This is a genomic window from Halococcus sp. IIIV-5B, from assembly GCF_003602035.1.
In the GTDB taxonomy this organism is placed as follows: domain Archaea; phylum Halobacteriota; class Halobacteria; order Halobacteriales; family Halococcaceae; genus Halococcus; species Halococcus salsus.
The window spans coordinates 28,095-43,813 of sequence record NZ_QZWE01000018.1; the positions used below are offsets into that span (position 1 = coordinate 28,095).

At 66.1% G+C, this 15,719-nt stretch carries 16 protein-coding genes and 1 tRNA gene; 6 read left to right on the top strand and 11 right to left on the bottom strand.

From position 1 onward, the window contains the following. Positions 1–11: 11 nt before the first annotated feature. The 5 genes from D3261_RS12675 to D3261_RS12695 form a co-directional block, all read right to left on the bottom strand. The gene (locus D3261_RS12675; RefSeq protein WP_233553987.1) at positions 12–290 is read right to left on the bottom strand and encodes a PIN domain-containing protein; all 279 of its coding nucleotides are present in this window, start codon (positions 288–290) and stop codon (positions 12–14) included. A 230-nt stretch (positions 291–520) separates the two neighbouring features. Beyond that, on the bottom strand, positions 521–649 hold the full coding sequence (locus tag D3261_RS20720; RefSeq protein WP_233553988.1) for an AbrB/MazE/SpoVT family DNA-binding domain-containing protein: 129 nt from the start codon (positions 647–649) through the stop codon (positions 521–523). A gap of 109 nt (positions 650–758) precedes the next feature. Further along, positions 759–1,643, bottom strand: coding sequence for a hypothetical protein (locus D3261_RS12685; RefSeq protein ID WP_120072927.1), 885 nt, complete (start codon positions 1,641–1,643; stop codon positions 759–761). Continuing rightward, on the bottom strand, positions 1,640–2,221 hold the full coding sequence (locus D3261_RS12690; protein WP_120072929.1) for a hypothetical protein: 582 nt from the start codon (positions 2,219–2,221) through the stop codon (positions 1,640–1,642). Before D3261_RS12690 ends, D3261_RS12685 begins: the two co-directional genes overlap by 4 nt. Positions 2,222–2,228: 7 nt before the next feature. Further along, positions 2,229–2,672: a DUF4870 domain-containing protein gene (locus D3261_RS12695; protein WP_120072931.1), complete on the bottom strand. Its 444-nt coding sequence runs from the start codon at positions 2,670–2,672 to the stop codon at positions 2,229–2,231. 275 nt (positions 2,673–2,947) lie between these two features. Here D3261_RS12695 and D3261_RS12700 point away from each other — a divergent pair, with 275 nt between their 5' ends. Then, positions 2,948–3,760 (top strand): winged helix-turn-helix domain-containing protein, encoded by an 813-nt coding sequence (locus D3261_RS12700; protein ID WP_120072932.1) that lies wholly within the window; start codon positions 2,948–2,950, stop codon positions 3,758–3,760. A gap of 17 nt (positions 3,761–3,777) precedes the next feature. Here D3261_RS12700 and D3261_RS12705 read toward each other — a convergent pair whose 3' ends face one another. From D3261_RS12705 to D3261_RS12730, 6 genes are read right to left on the bottom strand one after another with little or no spacing between them, the layout of a single operon-like run. After that, positions 3,778–4,779 (bottom strand): phosphate uptake regulator PhoU, encoded by a 1,002-nt coding sequence (locus D3261_RS12705; protein WP_120072934.1) that lies wholly within the window; start codon positions 4,777–4,779, stop codon positions 3,778–3,780. A gap of 10 nt (positions 4,780–4,789) precedes the next feature. After that, complete coding sequence (gene phoU, locus D3261_RS12710) at positions 4,790–5,458, bottom strand: phosphate signaling complex protein PhoU (RefSeq protein ID WP_120072936.1); 669 nt, start codon at positions 5,456–5,458, stop codon at positions 4,790–4,792. After that, positions 5,458–6,444: a phosphate ABC transporter ATP-binding protein PstB gene (gene pstB, locus D3261_RS12715; protein WP_120072938.1), complete on the bottom strand. Its 987-nt coding sequence runs from the start codon at positions 6,442–6,444 to the stop codon at positions 5,458–5,460. Before pstB ends, phoU begins: the two co-directional genes overlap by 1 nt. A gap of 2 nt (positions 6,445–6,446) precedes the next feature. Next, positions 6,447–8,012 carry a phosphate ABC transporter permease PstA gene (gene pstA, locus D3261_RS12720; protein WP_120072940.1) on the bottom strand — a complete coding sequence of 522 codons (1,566 nt, stop codon included), beginning with the start codon at positions 8,010–8,012 and terminating at the stop codon, positions 6,447–6,449. After that, entirely contained in the window at positions 8,009–9,091 is a 1,083-nt protein-coding gene (pstC, locus tag D3261_RS12725) for a phosphate ABC transporter permease subunit PstC (RefSeq protein ID WP_120072942.1), read from the bottom strand. The genes pstA and pstC overlap by 4 nt, the downstream gene beginning before the upstream one ends. Positions 9,092–9,132: 41 nt before the next feature. Next, positions 9,133–10,377: a PstS family phosphate ABC transporter substrate-binding protein gene (locus D3261_RS12730; RefSeq protein ID WP_120072944.1), complete on the bottom strand. Its 1,245-nt coding sequence runs from the start codon at positions 10,375–10,377 to the stop codon at positions 9,133–9,135. Positions 10,378–10,742: 365 nt separating this feature from the next. On the opposite strand from D3261_RS12730, the gene D3261_RS12735 reads away from it, so the two are divergent. The 5 genes from D3261_RS12735 (at position 10,743) to D3261_RS12755 (ending at position 15,719) form a co-directional block, all read left to right on the top strand. After that, the gene (locus D3261_RS12735) at positions 10,743–11,405 is read left to right on the top strand and encodes a class I SAM-dependent methyltransferase (RefSeq protein ID WP_120072946.1); all 663 of its coding nucleotides are present in this window, start codon (positions 10,743–10,745) and stop codon (positions 11,403–11,405) included. A 79-nt stretch (positions 11,406–11,484) separates the two neighbouring features. Then, positions 11,485–11,555: transfer RNA gene (locus D3261_RS12740), tRNA-Gly, on the top strand. 71 nt (positions 11,556–11,626) lie between these two features. Then, positions 11,627–12,043, top strand: coding sequence for a group I intron-associated PD-(D/E)XK endonuclease (locus tag D3261_RS12745; protein WP_233553989.1), 417 nt, complete (start codon positions 11,627–11,629; stop codon positions 12,041–12,043). 176 nt (positions 12,044–12,219) lie between these two features. Continuing rightward, positions 12,220–13,638: a sugar transferase gene (locus D3261_RS12750; RefSeq protein WP_120072949.1), complete on the top strand. Its 1,419-nt coding sequence runs from the start codon at positions 12,220–12,222 to the stop codon at positions 13,636–13,638. Positions 13,639–13,820: 182 nt separating this feature from the next. Beyond that, positions 13,821–15,719 carry a 2-oxoacid:acceptor oxidoreductase subunit alpha gene (locus D3261_RS12755; RefSeq protein WP_120072951.1) on the top strand — a complete coding sequence of 633 codons (1,899 nt, stop codon included), beginning with the start codon at positions 13,821–13,823 and terminating at the stop codon, positions 15,717–15,719.

A 15,719-nucleotide genomic window follows, 5' to 3' on the forward strand; every position in this document is an offset into this window, starting at 1 on the left:
TCGGTGTTCTTTCAGATGATCTCCGTCTCGATCTCGTCCGCTCCCTCGAAATCGGGATCGCCCGAACACAGGGTTTCACAGCCGGTCATCATCGCGAGCGCGAGATGGATCGCGTCGGCGTAGGAGAGCACGCGCTCGCCGCGCTGGTAGTACTTCTCGCGGAGCCGTGCGGCGGTCAGCGCGGCGTCGGCGGTGATCGGCACCACCTCCTCGAATCGCTGGATGATTCCGACCACTCGTTCGGCGCGTCCCGCATCGAACGTCTTGCCGATACGGTAGCGGACCTCCATCAGAACCGTCGGTGCGACCACGCCACTCGGAGATCCGTTCGAGCACCGCCTCGGCGTCGCGCCAGCGGTCGTCCGCGGCGAAGAACTCGATCCAGACCCACGAGTCGACGAATATCACTCGACGCTGCTCCAGCGCCGCTTCGATTCGCGTTGCATGGCTTCGATGTCGGTCTCGGTGAACTCGATCTCGTCGCGGAGTCCCCGGAGTTCGTCAAGCGGCGCGTCCTCCTTCAGAGTCGAACCGTGCCGTCCTCCGCGACCTCGAAGGAGACTTTCTCGCCCCGTTCGAGGTCCAACCGGTCGCGGACCGCCTTCGGGATCTGCCCCTTGCTCGTGACGGTCGCCTCGTGGACACTCATCTCGGACTCGTTTTCGTCGTCACGGAGGATCAAGATTCTCCTTACTCGAACGGTCGACCACCCGTTCCGAAACCAGCGGGAGGGTTCCGAAGCCGGTGGGAAGGAGCGGTCAGTTCCGCTCGTACTCGACGAGTTCGACCCGCTGGCTGAGCGTCCCGTTCTCGTCGTAGATGGCGACGTAGGGCGCGCTGGAGAAGGCCTGCTGGGTGCAGACCTCCTGGTTGAGCGTGCCGTTGATCCGGGTCTCGACCACGTAGCAGTCGATCCCGGCGTACGAGTCGGTGCCGGTGACTTCGATCTTCGTCGAGCCCTCGGCGGACTGTTGGGAGAACTGGTCGCCGACCGTGAGGTCCTGACCCCCGCCGACGGCACCGGCCCCGATGCCGCCGAGCTGGATCGCGATGAGGTAGCCGTAGATCGGCGACATCACGAGCTGGGACTCGACCTCGCCGACCGGTCCCGTGACGGTCGATTCGGCCGAATCCCCGCCGATCTCGTAGTTGGTCGTCACCGTCGACTGGCCGTCCTCGACGTTCGTGACCTCGAAGGCCATCCGTCCGGTGCCCTCCTCGGCCGATTCGATCTCGAAGACGTACCGACCGGGCTTCGAGAGGTTGAACCACTCCTCCTCGGCGTCCAGCGCGCCGTCGTTCGACGAGCCGCTCTCCGCACCGCCGGACGAGTCGCTCTCGCCGCCGGCGCTCGAATCGCTACTATCACTACTATCACTACTATCGCTACCACCACTGGCCGCAGCGGTGTCGGCATCGTCGGACGAACCGCTCGCCGAGCCGCCCGACGAACCCGCGTCGGCGGCCGTGGCGTTCCCGCCCCCGCTCGCGGCGGGTTCGGAACCACCGTCGCCACCGGACCCGGCGTTCGAGGCTGTCGATGTTTCATCGCCCCCCGAGCCGCCGAGGCCACCGAGGCCGGTACAGCCCGCGAGGACGACGACGAGGCAGACGAGTATCGTCGAAGCTGCGTGTCGTCTCATTGATTTGGTTTCCGTGATCGGTCGAGCGGTTCGAGCGCGAACGAGGCGACGATCCGCTCGGCGGTCGCCTCGAACCCGGTCGTGTCGTTCCAGTCCACCCCGAGGGTGTAGCCGGTGCGGTCGTCCCGAGCGAAGAGGTACGAGAGCCACCATCGGTCGCCGGAGTCCCCGACGTAGGTGCAGTCGACGACGACACCCTGGTGGTCGTCCCCCGGCTCCCGTTCGCGGTGACCGCGGAGTTCGAGCGAGTGGACATGGTCGTCGTTGGCGAGTTCGGCCAGGAACGTCGCGGCACACGTCGCGGGGTCGAACGGGCTCGTCTCGACGAACACCGCCGCCCCGGCACCGCTCCGGCGGCTCTCGAGGACGACGCCCGAGGGGTCGGGTTCGACCGACCAGTCGGCCGGGCACGCGAGCCGGTAGCCGTACCGGTCGTCGGTGTAGACGGCGAACTCGGGCTCGTCGTTCGACCCGCCGTCGGTCTCGACGGAAGCGGGTGTTCGATATGGCTCGTCCGCGATCGTCCCGGCCGGGGTGAGCGTCACCGGGAGGAACGGGTCGAGCGCGGTCGCTTTCATCGCCCGCTCACACCAGCCGGTCGGCGAGGGTCGCCACGACGGGAAGGCGGACCGTCTTTCCCTGGTAGGCCCTGACGATGAGGTAGAGCCACACGGCGACGGCCCCGACGGTGACCACGAGCCAGACCAGCCCGAGGACGAGCGAAACCAGGCTTCCGACGAGGAACAGTCCGGAACTCCCGCTGAACGTCGCCACGGAGATGGCCGTGCCGACGAAGCTGAGTGCGATGGAGACCACCGCGACGACGGCCGACAGTGCGATGCTCTGGGCGGCGTGCCAGCGAACGAACTCGTCTTCCTTCTCGATAAGGTAGAATATCAGCCCCGAGACGAAGCCGAAGACGTACGAGAGCGCCCCGGCGACGTTACTGTCCAACCCGGATTCGTTCTCGACCGCCGTGGTGGTCGTCGTCTCGGTCTCTCCGTCGAACTCTGTGGTGCTGCTTGCCATTGGTCTGCTCCGGCGGCGGCCGTTCCGGCCGTACGCACGACCGCCGCTCGACCACCGACGGATGGAGAATAGTGTGGATCCTGGTTATAGGCTCCGAGCGGTACGATTTCAGTCGACGGGACGGTCTCAGGTCGTGAAACGGCCCCCGGATTCGGGCGTCGTCGGGCCGTCGAACCTAGCGGCGAGCACTGGTCGGCCACGATCGGTCTTCTCTCGACGGTGAACGCACGTTGAAGCAACAGTTAAGACGTTGTGAGGGAGACACACGATCGAGGATGGAGACCGAACGGCTCATCGACCTCGTCAGGCGAGCGCCGGTGCTCGACGCCCTCCGGTCGACCGGCGGGATGGACCGGCGGGAACTGGAACGACACCTCGGGGTGTCGAAGTCCACGGTCCACCGGTTCACCCGAGCGCTCCGCGATGAGGACCTGGTCGAGCGGTCCGCGGGCGAGTTCGTGCTCACCCCGCTTGGTGAGGTGAGCGCCGAGACGCTCGCCGAGTTCGAGACGACCATCGAGACGGCGTGGGCGGTCGCGCCGGTGTTGGAGGCCGCCGCCGCCCACGACGTCCAGTTCGACGTCGCGGCCTTCGCCAACGCGACGGTGACGACCGCCGAACCCGGCAACCCCTATCGCCCGGTGAGCCGGTTCATGTCGCTGGTGAACGAGACCGAGACGCTCCGCGGGCTCGACCCCGCCTCGATCAACCCGCTCCATCTCGACGAGATCTACGAGCGCATCGTCGACGGGATGCGGACGGACGCCGTCTTTCCACCTGAGGTGGTCGAGGAGCTCCTCAGAACCAACCCTGAGCGGGCGGAGCACGCCTTCGCGAGCGGGAACCTCGCGCTTCGGGTCCACGACGACCTCCCGTTCGGGCTGACGCTCTGTGACGACCGGGTCGGGGTGGGCGTCTACGGCGACGAGACGGGGCTCCTCCGGACGTACGTCGACACCGACGCACCCGCCGCTCGCGAGTGGGCGGAGGCGGTCTACACGAGCTATCGCGAGGAGGCCGCCGAACTCACGGACCACGCCGACCTCGCCGACCTGGAGTCGGTGGCGGCGCTCGTCGGCGATACGTAGCCGTCGAGGTCGTGTACTCAGTCGTTCTGGACCGAGAGCTGGACCATCGCCTCGGCGATGTTCCCGCCGTACTCGGCGGTCCGGCGAGCGCTGTCGAGCACGAGCCCGAGGAGGTAGGTGTCGGGGGCCGAGCCGTCGTGGAGCGCCCGGTCGAGCGGGTCGAGGTCGTCGAGCAGGCGGTCGCGGGCGGTGAAGGCGTCGTAGGCTTGGTCGACCGAGCCACCTCCCAAGAGCACGCTCGCGGCGTCGGTCACCACCTCGCGGGACTCGTGGGCGGCCGTCGCGAGGTCGTCGAGCGAATCGACGGTCGTCGGGTCTTCGAGCCGCCGGGCCACGCTCGCGGTTCGTTCGGCGTGGTCGGCGACACGTTCGAGCTGGCGGGCGGTGGTGTAGTAGGCGAACAGCGTCGGGCGGTCGAAACCAAGCTGTTCGACGGCCTGCATGCTCCGGAGCGCACGGTGGAACTGGCGATTCACCAGGCCGAACAGTCGGTCGGCCTCGTCGTCGCGTTCGATGACCTGTGCGGCGCGGTCGACGTCGGCGTTCGCGACCGCGGTCACGGCGTTGCGGTGCATCCAGACCGTGACGTATTCGAGCTGGAGCACCGACTGGCGAACCGATTCGCCGTCGTTGCCGAGCATGTTCGTCAGAACGATCCGGGCGTCGGTCTCCTCGAGGACTTCGAGCCCGACGAGCTTCGCGGTCGCGGCGGTGACCGCTCGGCGTTCGGCGGTCGAGAACCCGCCCGAGGAGCTGAGGGTGAACTCGTCGAAGCCGACGGTGTACAGTGCCTCGACGGTCCGCTGGAGGTTCGGGTGGGTGTAGCCGTCGACCCCGATCCGGGCGGTGGCCCGGCGGTCGTTCCGCGGGGCGGTGGCCCGGACGACGAGCGAGGCGTCGCCGTTGGGTTCGAGCGAGAGCTCCCGGCCCGCCTCGATCCCGTGTTCGTCGGCCCACCGCTTCGGGAGCGATATCGTGTAGGTCGAACCGCCCGTGAGTTGGACTTTGCGTGTTTCCATGGTTGCTGATTCAGATGAGTGATTCGTCGCTTTCGAGCATGTAGAGCGTTCGTGCGGCGATGTTGACGGCGTGGTCGCCGATGCGTTCGATGTCGCGGAGCGCGAGCGCGACGCTGAAGACGGTCTCGACCAGCCGGTCGGTCGCCCTCGCCGTCGTGGCCTCGGTCTCGACGAGGTCGTGGAGCACCGCCCGCCCGGCCCGTTCACACAGCGCGTCGAGTTCGTCGTCGGTGTCGGCGATCTCGTGACACGCCCAAGCGTTCTCCTCGGCGTACGCCGTGACGGCGTCGTCGAGGAGTTCGGCCGCGACCCCGCCGGTCTCCCGGAGGTCCACCCCGGGGAACTCGGCGTCGTCGGCCGCGAGCGTGTACTCGGCGAGGTTCACCGCGAGGTCGGCGACGCGTTCGAGGTCGGTGCAGATCTTGAACGAGGCCGCGACGAACCGGAGGTCGGTGGCGACGGGCTGTTGGAGCGCGAAGAGGTCGATGCACTCGCGTTCGATATCCAGGTATCGTTCGTTGACCGCGTCGTCGCTCTCGACGAGCTCGCGAGCGCGGTCGTGGTCGCCGGATTCGAGCGCGTCGAGCGCCGTTTCGAGCCGGTCCGTGACCAGTGCCGCCATCGACAGCACGTCGCCACGGAGCGTATCGAGCTGGTCCCGATAGCGTTCGCGCGCCATCACCCGAACTTTCCGGAGATGTAGTCCTCGACGCGCTGGCTCTCGGGGTTCTCGAAGATCGCATCGGTGTCGCCGTACTCGACGAGCTCCCCGCCGGTGAGGAAGACCGCCGTCTGGTCCGAGATCCGAGCCGCCTGCTGCATGTTGTGGGTCACGATCACCACGGTGTACTCCTCCGCGAGGTCGTCGATCAGGTCCTCGATCTTCGAGGTCGCGATCGGGTCGAGCGCCGATGCCGGCTCGTCCATCAGGATCACTTCGGGGTCGGTCGCGAGACAGCGAGCGATACAGAGGCGTTGTTGTTGCCCGCCCGAGAGCCCGAGTGCGTTGTCGTCGAGTCGGTCCTTCACCTCGTCCCAGATCGCCGCTTGCCGAAGTGAGCGCTCGACCAGTTCGTCCTCCTTCTCCTTCGAGTCGTTGTCGAGCAGTCGGGCGAGCAGCCCGGTCTTGATGTCGCCGTGTTTTCGCGGCCCGTAGGCGATGTTGTCGCGGATCGACTTCGGGAACGGGTTCGGCTGCTGGAAGACCATTCCCACCCGCTTTCGGAGCTCGACGAGATTGGCCCCGTCCTGATAGATCTCCTTGCCGTCGAGCGTCACGGAGCCGTCGACGCTCGCGCTCCGGATCCGGTCGTTCATCCTGTTGAGACACCGCAGGAACGTGGACTTCCCACAGCCCGACGGTCCGATGAAGGCCGTCACGCTCTTTTCGGGGATCTCCATCGAGATGTTCTTGATGGCGTGGTCGTCGCCGTAGTGGACGTTGAGGTCCGTCGTCGTGACCTTCGCCTCGCCGTCGAACTCGTAGGTGACCCACGCCTCCTTGGTCTCCTCCGCGGTCTCGCCCGAGACCGTCGTGCGGGACGTCGATCCCTGGCCCCCGGTGGCCGACCCGCGTGGGGTTCCCGACCCCGATGTCGGCGTCGAATCGGGTTGCTGTTCGGCCTGTTCCGCCGTCTCGTCGTGTTCTTCGGTTGTCTTGCTCATTGTCAGTCGCTCCGTAGTTTCCTGCTGAAGTATTTTCGTGCGATGATCCCGACCAGGTAAAAGGAGAGCACGACCAGCAGGAGGACGAGCGCCGTCCCCCAGCCGAAGGCCTGTGCGTCCTGGGTCCCGACGCCGGCGGTGATGCTCGCGTAGATCTGGTAGGGCAACGCGCTCGTCGATTGGAGCAACACGTCGTTCGAGATGAACGGCGGTGCCATCGTGAACTCGAAGCCCTCGATCACCCGCGGGACCGTGCTCGGGAACGGTGTCCCCCCGAGCACGAGGATGAGCGGGGCGGTCTCGCCCGCGATCCGGCCGATGCCGAGGATCACGCCGGTGATGACGCCCGGCAGCGCGGCCGGGAGCACGACGCTTCGGATCGTCTGCCACTGGCTCACCCCGAGCGCCGCGCTCGCGTCACGGTAGTCGCTGGGGACGCTCTTCAGCGCCTCGCGGCTCGTGATGACCACCAGGGGCAACAGCATGAAGCCGAGCACCAGCATCGCGATGAGGAGGGACTGGTTGTTGCCGAAGCGGGGCACCAAGAAGGCGTAGCCGAAGAGCCCGAAGACGACGCTCGGAGTGCTCCAGAGCCCGTTGGTCGTGATCTCGACGACCCGCGTGAAGTTGCCCTGTTCGGCGTACTCGGTGAGGAAGATCGCCGCGCCGACCCCGAGCGGGATGGCGAACAGCGATGCGCCGATGATGATCCAGACGGTCCCCATGATCGCCGGGAGCACGCCGGGAACGTCGACGTAGATCCCCTGCGAGACGTTCATGAGGAACGGGATGTCGAGGTTGAGTCCGGGGCCGATCTGCAGTCCCCGGGTGAGCGCCGGCCAGCCTTTCGAGAAGACGAAGACCACGAGCAGCAGGAGAATGGCGATCATCGTGATCGCGTTCAGCCCGATCAGGAGGTAGGCCCCGTTCTGCCGGCCACGACTCCCGAAGCCGGCGTACGCCTTCGCGCCGGTCCAGGTGAGGAGCAGGCTCGAAAACGAGACCAGAACGGCGACGACGACCAGGGCGTTGAACGTCGCCGAGAAGTCACCGGGGGCCCACGACCACTCCGGGCCGATGACTTCGAACAGGAGGACGAGCCCGACCGCGATGGCGACGCCGCCGGGGAGCACCGTCGAGCCGACGTCCTCGCGGGTGAACAGCGCGACCGCGGCCATCGCTCCGCCGAGGACGAGGGCGGCGAGCAGCCAGCCGACGAGCCCCAGCCCGAAGGTCTGGGAGGCGGTGAGACCGCCGATGACGACCCCGATCAACCCGAAACCGACCGCGACGCCGATGCCCGACGTATCGCCCGGCATGGTGTCGACGGTGTCGGTCCGGGACGCAGCGCCGACCGCGAGCACGGTGACACCGACGACCGTCAGCCCGAGGCCGAAGAACTGGACCAGTTCGAGCCCGAGGATCCGCGTGTCGAGGCTCGCGACCTGAAAGAGGGTGGTCAGCCCGAAGACGAACAGCAGGAAGCTGACGCCGACGATACCACCGCAGAACCGCTCGAACGTGGTCGTGTCCTCGCTGACGAGCTGTCGGTCGTAGGCGTCGCTCATTGTTGGCCTCCGAGTTTGTGTTCCATGCGTGCCTCGATGACCTGCGAGCCGACCGAGATCGCGAGCACGGTCACGAACAGCACGACGCCGGCTGCAAACAGCGCCGTGAGCTGCACCTCGCCGGCGTCACCGTACTGGCTCGCGATGGCGCTCGTGAGCGTGATCGAGTTCCCGAAGACGTCGTAGATCGGGTCGGGGAACTCGACGATGTTGCCGAGCATCACCGTCGCGGCCATCGTCTCGCCGATCGCCCGCCCGACACCGAGCAGCACCGCGGCCGAAACGCCCGAGAAGGCCGCCGGGATCGTGATGTCGGTCATCGTCTGCCAGTCGGTCGAGCCGAGCGCGAGCGAACCGCTCTTCATCGATTCGGGGACGCTCGCGAGCGCGTCCTCGGCGACCGAGACCACGGTGGGCAGCGCCATCAGCCCGATCATCAAGCCGACGGCGAAGAGGCTCCCGAGCCCCGCGAGCCCGAGGATATCGCTGTCGGCGAAGTAGGTGTTGATGACCGTGAGCCCGAGGAAGCCGTAGACGATCGACGGGATCCCGGCGAGGATCTCGATGCCGGGCTTGACGACCTCCCGAAGCCAGCCCGGCGCGATCTCCGAGATGAAGAGCGCGCCGGCCACGCCGAGCGGACCGGCGACCGCCATCGCGATGACCGTCGTGACGAAGGTCCCCCACATCAGCGGGGTGAGTGAGTACACCGCGTCGCTGGTGTCCCACAGCGGCGGGGAGGTGTCTATCACGAGGCTCAACCCCTCCTGTTGGATCATCGGCAGCGCCTCCCGGAAGATGAACACGACGATCAGTCCCATCGTGACGATCGTCGACGCGGTCGCGACGAACGTGAGGCTCTTCGCGGTCTCGGCCTGGTGGGCGTACCACCCGTAGGCGACCACCAGCACCAATCCGAGCAGGAACACCGCCGTGAGGCCCGTGTTGAGGAGGAAGCTCCCGAACGCCCCGAGCAGGCAGACCAGTCCGATACCGCCGGCAACGAGCGCGCTCAAGTCGGTCGACTCCTCCGTGTCGGACGCGCCGAGGGACTGTCTGAGTTCGTCTATCGTCGACATTGTGCTCCGTTCATGAAAAACATTGAGTCGGTATGAGCCGCTTAACCGCTGGTCGTCCCGGGCATGCCGGTCGTACCCGTCGAGCTGGTCGAACTGCTCGAACTGCTCGAACCGTTCGAGCTGCTGGAGTTGGGTGCGCTGCCGAGGTTGAAGTCGCCGGTCGGCTCCGGAAGCTTGCCCAGTTCCTCCTGGATCCGGGAGTCCGGCAGCGGGAAGTAATCGTTCGGCTCGACGAAGTTCTCCTGACCGTACGGGCTGAGGAGCATCCGAAGGAAGGCGGCTTCCTTCTGCGAGGTGTCCTGCCAGGTGTAGCAGTGCAGGTCGCGGGCGAGCGGGTAGCCCCTCTCGCCGAGGTTCTCGCCGGGCGTGTAGGTCGTCCCGTCGAGTTCGAGCGAGATCGCGGGGGCCTGGCCGCCGACGAACGCGAGCGCGGCGTAGGCGATCGCGTTGTCGGAGTTGAGGACCGTGGTCCGAACCTGCTGGTTCTGGCCGATCCGGGCGTCACAACCGTCGATCGGTGCATCGGCGCTGCCGTAGAGGTTCGAGCGGAACGAGGTGTCGGTCCCCGACCCCTCCGAGCGGCAGATCGCCTGGATCTCCTTCTCGGGACCGCTGTAGGCTTCCACCTCGCTCCACTCCTGGATGTCGCCCTTGTAGATCCCCTTGAGTTCCTGGCCGGTGAGCGTATCGACACCGGCGTCGTAGACCGCCTGGCTGACCATGATCGGCTGGCCGTCGACGCCAACGACGTGGTCGACGAACTTGTCGAGGGTCGACTTGTCGGCGTCCGGGAGCTCCTCCTTGGCCGTCGCGCTCGCGTCGCCGATGTCGACCTGGCCGTTCATCAGCTTCTCGATGCCGGTGCCCGAGTGGCTCAGACCGACGTTGACGAGGTACGGCGGCTGGCCCTGGTTGTCGCCCCCATCGAGACCGTACGCGCTCGCGAAGTAGCTCGCCATCGGCAGGTCGGTCTCGATGCCGTAGTCGCTCGGCATCCAGTAGTCCTCGTCGCCCGCCGGTGGGTTCGAGTTCCAGACCGACGCGCCGTTGCTGGTGATCGGGTAGACCGTCGAGGACCCGTCGGCGGTCAGGGGCTGGCTCGCCTGTTGGCTGCTCCCGCCGGACGAGTTGCTCCCGCCGGACGAGTTACCCCCGCTCTGATTGCCCCCGCCGCTGCTGTTACTACCGTTGCTCCCGTTCGAACTCCCGGAACACCCCGCGAGTGCGACGGCTCCCCCGGCTCCGATCGTGGCGATGGCATCCCGCCGTGTGAATTCTCGCGTCATCGCCAGATGATGACCGTGATAACAATATAGTATTTTCGAATTCTATATATATTGTAGCTTGTACCAGTATATTCGTCTCTATACCGCTATACCTCGGTCCGTTCGAGTCCATATGGATCGTTCGATACAGAATCGAGCGGACGCAAAAAGTGGCTTTTGGGCCGCTCTGTCCGACTTTCGATATCGTCGACCTCGTGGAACGGTCGTTTCGTTTTCGAGCTGGCATCAGATATTTATCAATTTGTCTATCTATATATCTATCAGTAGCGCGTGGTAGTGAGTTCGACGACCGCGGGGTGAACACACCGACCGTGTCCGCTCGTTTCCGATGGGTTAACCCCGGGGACCCCGAAGCAGGCGGCGAGATGGGAGACGAGCCGAGCCGGCGCGACGTGCGCGAGACCTACGACCGCATCGGTGGGCACTTCTCGCGCACGCGCGAGCATCCGTGGCCCGCGGTCGAGCGGTTCGTCGAGGCTACGGACCGTGTCGACCGCGGGCTCGACCTCGGCTGTGGCAACGCGCGCCACGCCGAGGTGATGACCGAGCGCGCCGAGCGGGTCGTCGGGGTCGACCTGAGCCGGAGCGTGCTCGACGCCGCACGTGAACGCCGCCGGGAGCGCGGGTTCGCGGTCGACCTGTGTCAGGGCGACGCGACGGCCCTCCCGCTCGCCCCACGGAGCGTCGGGCTCGCGGTCTACATCGCCGCGGTCCACCACCTCCCGAGCCGGGACGCGCGCCTCGCGAGCCTCGACGAGCTCGCGCGGGTCCTCACGCCGGGCGGGCGCGCGCTCGTCAGCGCGTGGAGTACGACCCACGACCGATTCGACCGTGAGGAGGGGTTCGACACCACCGTCGACTGGACGCTGCCCGGCGGCGAGACGGTGGCCCGCTACTACCACATCTACGACCCCGCGGAGTTCGCGGCCGACCTGGAGCGAAGCCGGCTCGACGTCGAGCGGACGTTCGAGGAGCGCGGGAACTGCTACGGGGTGGTCGCGGGGCGCGCCGAAGGGAAACCGACTTAGTGACCGCGGTGGGAAAGGGCGTTGGGAGCGCCAGTGTAAGGCGGATACCATCCGTCGAGAAACGGTGCGGACGTGGTAAGCGCCGGTGGTCTAGCGGTAGGACAATGGCCTTCCAAGCCATTAGCCCGGGTTCGACTCCCGGCCGGCGCAGTACCGTTCCACTTCGGAGACCGCTGTCGTCTCCGGAGGACTAAGTGCGATCGCGCAGTGAGTCGACGGTAGTGAGTGGTACGACGATGAACACCGGGCAGAAAGGGGACATCGCCGAAACGCGAGCGATTGCAGAGCTGGTGGAGCTGGGTTATCGGGTCTCGGTTCCCACATCCGGCCACTGTCCATACGACCTCGTTCTCGATACCGATGACGAGCTGCTGAGGATACAGGTCAAACACGCGACGCTCCGCGACGACGAGCGAATGCTCCGGTGCTCGTTGAAACGTTCGAATCCGAACGCAGCCGGGACGAACGATAGCTACTACGGGGCGAACGAGGTCGATGCATATCTCATTTTCTGTCCTGAAAAGGAGACGTTGTACTGGATCGATTTCGACGACGCACCCGCTGCGAACGTCGTTCTCCGATTCGAATCATCGGTCGATCACCCCGATATTCGATGGGCCGATGAGTACGAGCTGTGACCGCTGGTCCGGGTTCGACTCCCGGCTGGCGCATGGTTCGTCGGGAGGCGAGGGGTTCTCCGGATCGCTCGAAACCCGGATAAACGGCCGTTTCGAGCCTCTCTCCCTCCGATGGCGGAGTTCACAAAACTTATCTCCACGCCCGTCCCTCGTTCATTCGATTCGTCAGGATCAGCATGGGATACAACACCGGATGGCGATATCGCATCGCGAGTAGCGTCGGTACGTGCGTCCTCGTCGTCCTCTCGGTCGTCGTCGCGGACCACCCGCTCGCCCAGGCCGCGATAACGGCGATCCCGCCGTTCGACCGGCTCGACCCGACGGTGCTCGTCGGACCGGGTCTGCTCTTAGCCGTTGCGACGACGCTCCCGATCGTTCTCATCGCCATGGTCCCGCTGTTCAAACCACAGCCACGCCGGATCCTGGATACGATCTCCATAACCCTCAGACGGGTGCTGACCGCCGCGCTCGCGCTCGCGGCGATCGGCTACTTCAACTACACCTACCGATTGCCGCGAACGACCCTCCTCCTTTCGACCCTGCTGTTGTGTATCGGTCTGCCGGCGTGGTTCGTCGCCATCCGCCGCCGACCGGAGACGACGACCGACCGCGTGTTGCTCATCGGCGACGACCCCGACGCGATGGACGAGGTGCTCCGAACCGCCGACCTCCCCGTCGTCGGCTACATCGCGCCCGCGATGCGCTACGAGACCGGACCCGACCGGGCGACGATCGAACTCGCCGACGGCGGCACCCGGATCGGAACGCGTCTCGACGGGATCGAGTGTCTGGGGGGACTCTCGGACCTCGACGACGTGCTGGTCGAGCACGACATCGACACCGCCGTGCTGGCGTTCGAACGCTCCGATCGAACCGAGTTCTTCGGGGCGCTCGCGACGTGTTACACCCACGGCGTGGTCGCGAAAGTGCACCGAAAGCACGCCGACAGCGTCCTCACGAGCGAGGCGAGCGGGGAGACGCTCATCGACACCAACCTCGAACCCTGGGACCCACAGGACCGCGCGGTCAAACGCGCCTTCGACGTCTGCTTCGCGTTCGTCGGGCTCGTCGCACTTCTCCCCATCATCCTCGTCATCGCGGTCGGGATCAAACTCGACGACGGCGGCCCGCTGTTCTACGCCCAGGAACGGACCGCGGAGTTCGGCGAGACGTTCCAGGTGCTCAAGTTCCGGAGCATGGTGCCGGACAGCGAGGACGCGACCCCGATAGACGACCGCGAGAACACGCGGATCACCCGCGTCGGCCGGCTGCTCCGACGCACCCACTTCGACGAGATCCCACAGCTGGTCTCGATCCTCGTCGGCGACATGAGCGTGGTCGGACCCCGGGCGGTCTGGGTCGACGAGGAGCCGAAACTCGAAGCCGAGATCCGGACCTGGCGCAAGCGCTGGTTCGTCAAGCCCGGCCTCACGGGACTGGCCCAGATCAACCGGGTCTCGAGCACCGACCCCCAGGCGAAGTTCCGATACGACATCAAATACATCAACGAACAGTCGTTCTGGTTCGACCTCCAGATCGTGGTTCGACAGGTCTGGCAGGTCGTCACCGACCTGGTGCAGGTCACGCGGGTCTGAAGCCTCGAACCGTCCGACAGCGCCTCCGACTCGAAACGACACGAATCAGGGACCCGAGCGACGGACACCCCGTGAGAGTGCCAATATATATCAGACTTACATGATAGACCAATACTGATTTATCGGAACCCATATTACACTCCCGAGACAACCCTATTTCCACGGTAGAATCGAGGACAGCCATGACTGGATCAGAACTCATCTGGCGGATCGCGGGCGGTTCCGGCGACGGGATCGACTCGACCAGCCAGAACTTTACGAAGGCGCTGATGCGTGCCGGACTGCATGTATTCACACACAGACACTATCCCTCCCGGATTCGAGGTGGGCACACCTACGTCGAGGTACGCGCCGCCGACCACCCGGTGAAGTCCCGGGGTGATGGCTACGACTTCCTGCTCGCGCTGGGCGACAGCTTCGCCCGCAACCCGCAGGCCAGCGGCGAGGCCTACTACGGGAACGAGGAGGCCAAACCGCTCGCGGAGAACCTCGACGAGCTCCGCGAGGGCGGTGTGATCGTCTACGACGAGGGGCTGCTCGACGCCAGCGAGATCGAGGACTTCGACGAGCGCGTCGAGGCGAACGACTGGCACGTCTACCCGCTCGACCTCCGGGGGCTGGCACGCGAACACGGCCGCGAGATCATGCGTAACACCGCGGGCGTGGCCGCCACCGCCGCCCTCATCGGGATGGAGACCGACCCGTTCGAGGAGCTGATGAACGACCGGATGAGCGGCGACATCCTCGAGACCAACATCACCGTCCTCGAAGAGGCCTACGAGGAGGTCGACTCGAAGGACTTCTCGCACGACATCGAGGTGCCGACGGGCGAGCACGACGAGGAGCAGGTCCTCGTCAACGGCAGCCACGGTGTCGCCTACGGCGCACTCGACGAGGGCTGTCGGTTCATCGCGGGCTACCCGATGACCCCGTGGACCGACGTCTTCACCACGATGACCCAGCACCTCCCCGAGTTCGGCGGGATCGCCGAACAGGTCGAGGACGAGATCGCCGCCGCGGCGCTCGCCATCGGCGCGTCCCACGCGGGCGTGAAGGCGATGAGCGGCTCCTCGGGCGGTGGCTTCGCCCTGATGAGCGAACCGCTCGGGCTGGCGGAGATGACCGAAACGCCGCTCGTGCTCGTCGAGGCCATGCGGGCGGGTCCCTCGACTGGGATGCCGACCAAACCCGAACAGGGCGACCTCGAACACATCCTCTATACGAGTCAGGGCGACTCGAACCGCGTCGTCTTCGCGCCCGGCACGGTCGAGGAGTGTTACGAGCAATCGCGCGAGGCCTTCCGGATCGCCTACGAGTACCAGATCCCGACGATCATCGCCATCGACCAGAAGCTCTCGGGCGAACTCGTGAGCATGCCCGCGAGCGTCTTCGACCGCGAACCGAACCCCGACCTGGGGAGCGTCCTCACCGAGGAGGAGATCAGCGAGGCGGCCCACCACGAGTCGGGGAAGTACAACCGCTTCCAGCACGACCCCGAGAACGGCGTCAGCCCGCGAACGATCCCGGGCCAGTCGGGTGGCCGGTTCCTCGCCTCGGGCAACGAACACACCCCGCAGGGCCACATCGAGGAGGACCCCGACAACCGCGTGGCGCAGGTCGACCGCCGCACCCGGAAACTCGAAGCCATCCGCGACGACCTCGACGGGAAGGACACGTCCCAGCAGACCCCCTACGGACCCGAGGACGCCGAGCACGGCATTCTCGTCTGGGGGAGCCAGCAGGGCACGGTGGAAGAAGCCGTCGACCGCCTCAACGACCAGGGTGAGTCGGTGAAATCGCTCGGCGTCAGCGACATGATGCCGTACCCCAAGAAAGAGGTCACGGAGTTCCTCGAATCGGTGGACGAGGCACTCGTCGTCGAGATGAACATCACGGCGCAGTTCCGCGGCCTCACGCAGAAGGAACTCGGGCGGTTCGGCGAGAAGATGTCGAGCCTCCTGAAGTACAACGGCAATCCGTTCGAACCCGCCGAGGTCGTCGAAGGGTTCGAGATCCAGATCAACGGCGGGGACGAGCCACCCAACGCACAGGTGCGCATCGAGCCCGCAGCAGGTGACTAA

Bases quoted from the DNA above. Each gene is read 5' to 3' on its own strand.
- D3261_RS12675 (WP_233553987.1), bottom strand. From the start codon at position 290: ATGGAGGTCCGCTACCGTATCGGCAAGACGTTCGATGCGGGACGCGCC.
- D3261_RS20720 (WP_233553988.1), bottom strand. From the start codon at position 649: ATGAGTGTCCACGAGGCGACCGTCACGAGCAAGGGGCAGATCCCGAAG.
- D3261_RS12685 (WP_120072927.1), bottom strand. From the start codon at position 1,643: ATGAGACGACACGCAGCTTCGACGATACTCGTCTGCCTCGTCGTCGTC.
- D3261_RS12690 (WP_120072929.1), bottom strand. From the start codon at position 2,221: ATGAAAGCGACCGCGCTCGACCCGTTCCTCCCGGTGACGCTCACCCCG.
- D3261_RS12695 (WP_120072931.1), bottom strand. From the start codon at position 2,672: ATGGCAAGCAGCACCACAGAGTTCGACGGAGAGACCGAGACGACGACC.
- D3261_RS12700 (WP_120072932.1), top strand. From the start codon at position 2,948: ATGGAGACCGAACGGCTCATCGACCTCGTCAGGCGAGCGCCGGTGCTC.
- D3261_RS12705 (WP_120072934.1), bottom strand. From the start codon at position 4,779: ATGGAAACACGCAAAGTCCAACTCACGGGCGGTTCGACCTACACGATA.
- phoU (WP_120072936.1), bottom strand. From the start codon at position 5,458: ATGGCGCGCGAACGCTATCGGGACCAGCTCGATACGCTCCGTGGCGAC.
- pstB (WP_120072938.1), bottom strand. From the start codon at position 6,444: ATGAGCAAGACAACCGAAGAACACGACGAGACGGCGGAACAGGCCGAA.
- pstA (WP_120072940.1), bottom strand. From the start codon at position 8,012: ATGAGCGACGCCTACGACCGACAGCTCGTCAGCGAGGACACGACCACG.
- pstC (WP_120072942.1), bottom strand. From the start codon at position 9,091: ATGTCGACGATAGACGAACTCAGACAGTCCCTCGGCGCGTCCGACACG.
- D3261_RS12730 (WP_120072944.1), bottom strand. From the start codon at position 10,377: ATGACGCGAGAATTCACACGGCGGGATGCCATCGCCACGATCGGAGCC.
- D3261_RS12735 (WP_120072946.1), top strand. From the start codon at position 10,743: ATGGGAGACGAGCCGAGCCGGCGCGACGTGCGCGAGACCTACGACCGC.
- D3261_RS12750 (WP_120072949.1), top strand. From the start codon at position 12,220: ATGGGATACAACACCGGATGGCGATATCGCATCGCGAGTAGCGTCGGT.
- D3261_RS12755 (WP_120072951.1), top strand. From the start codon at position 13,821: ATGACTGGATCAGAACTCATCTGGCGGATCGCGGGCGGTTCCGGCGAC.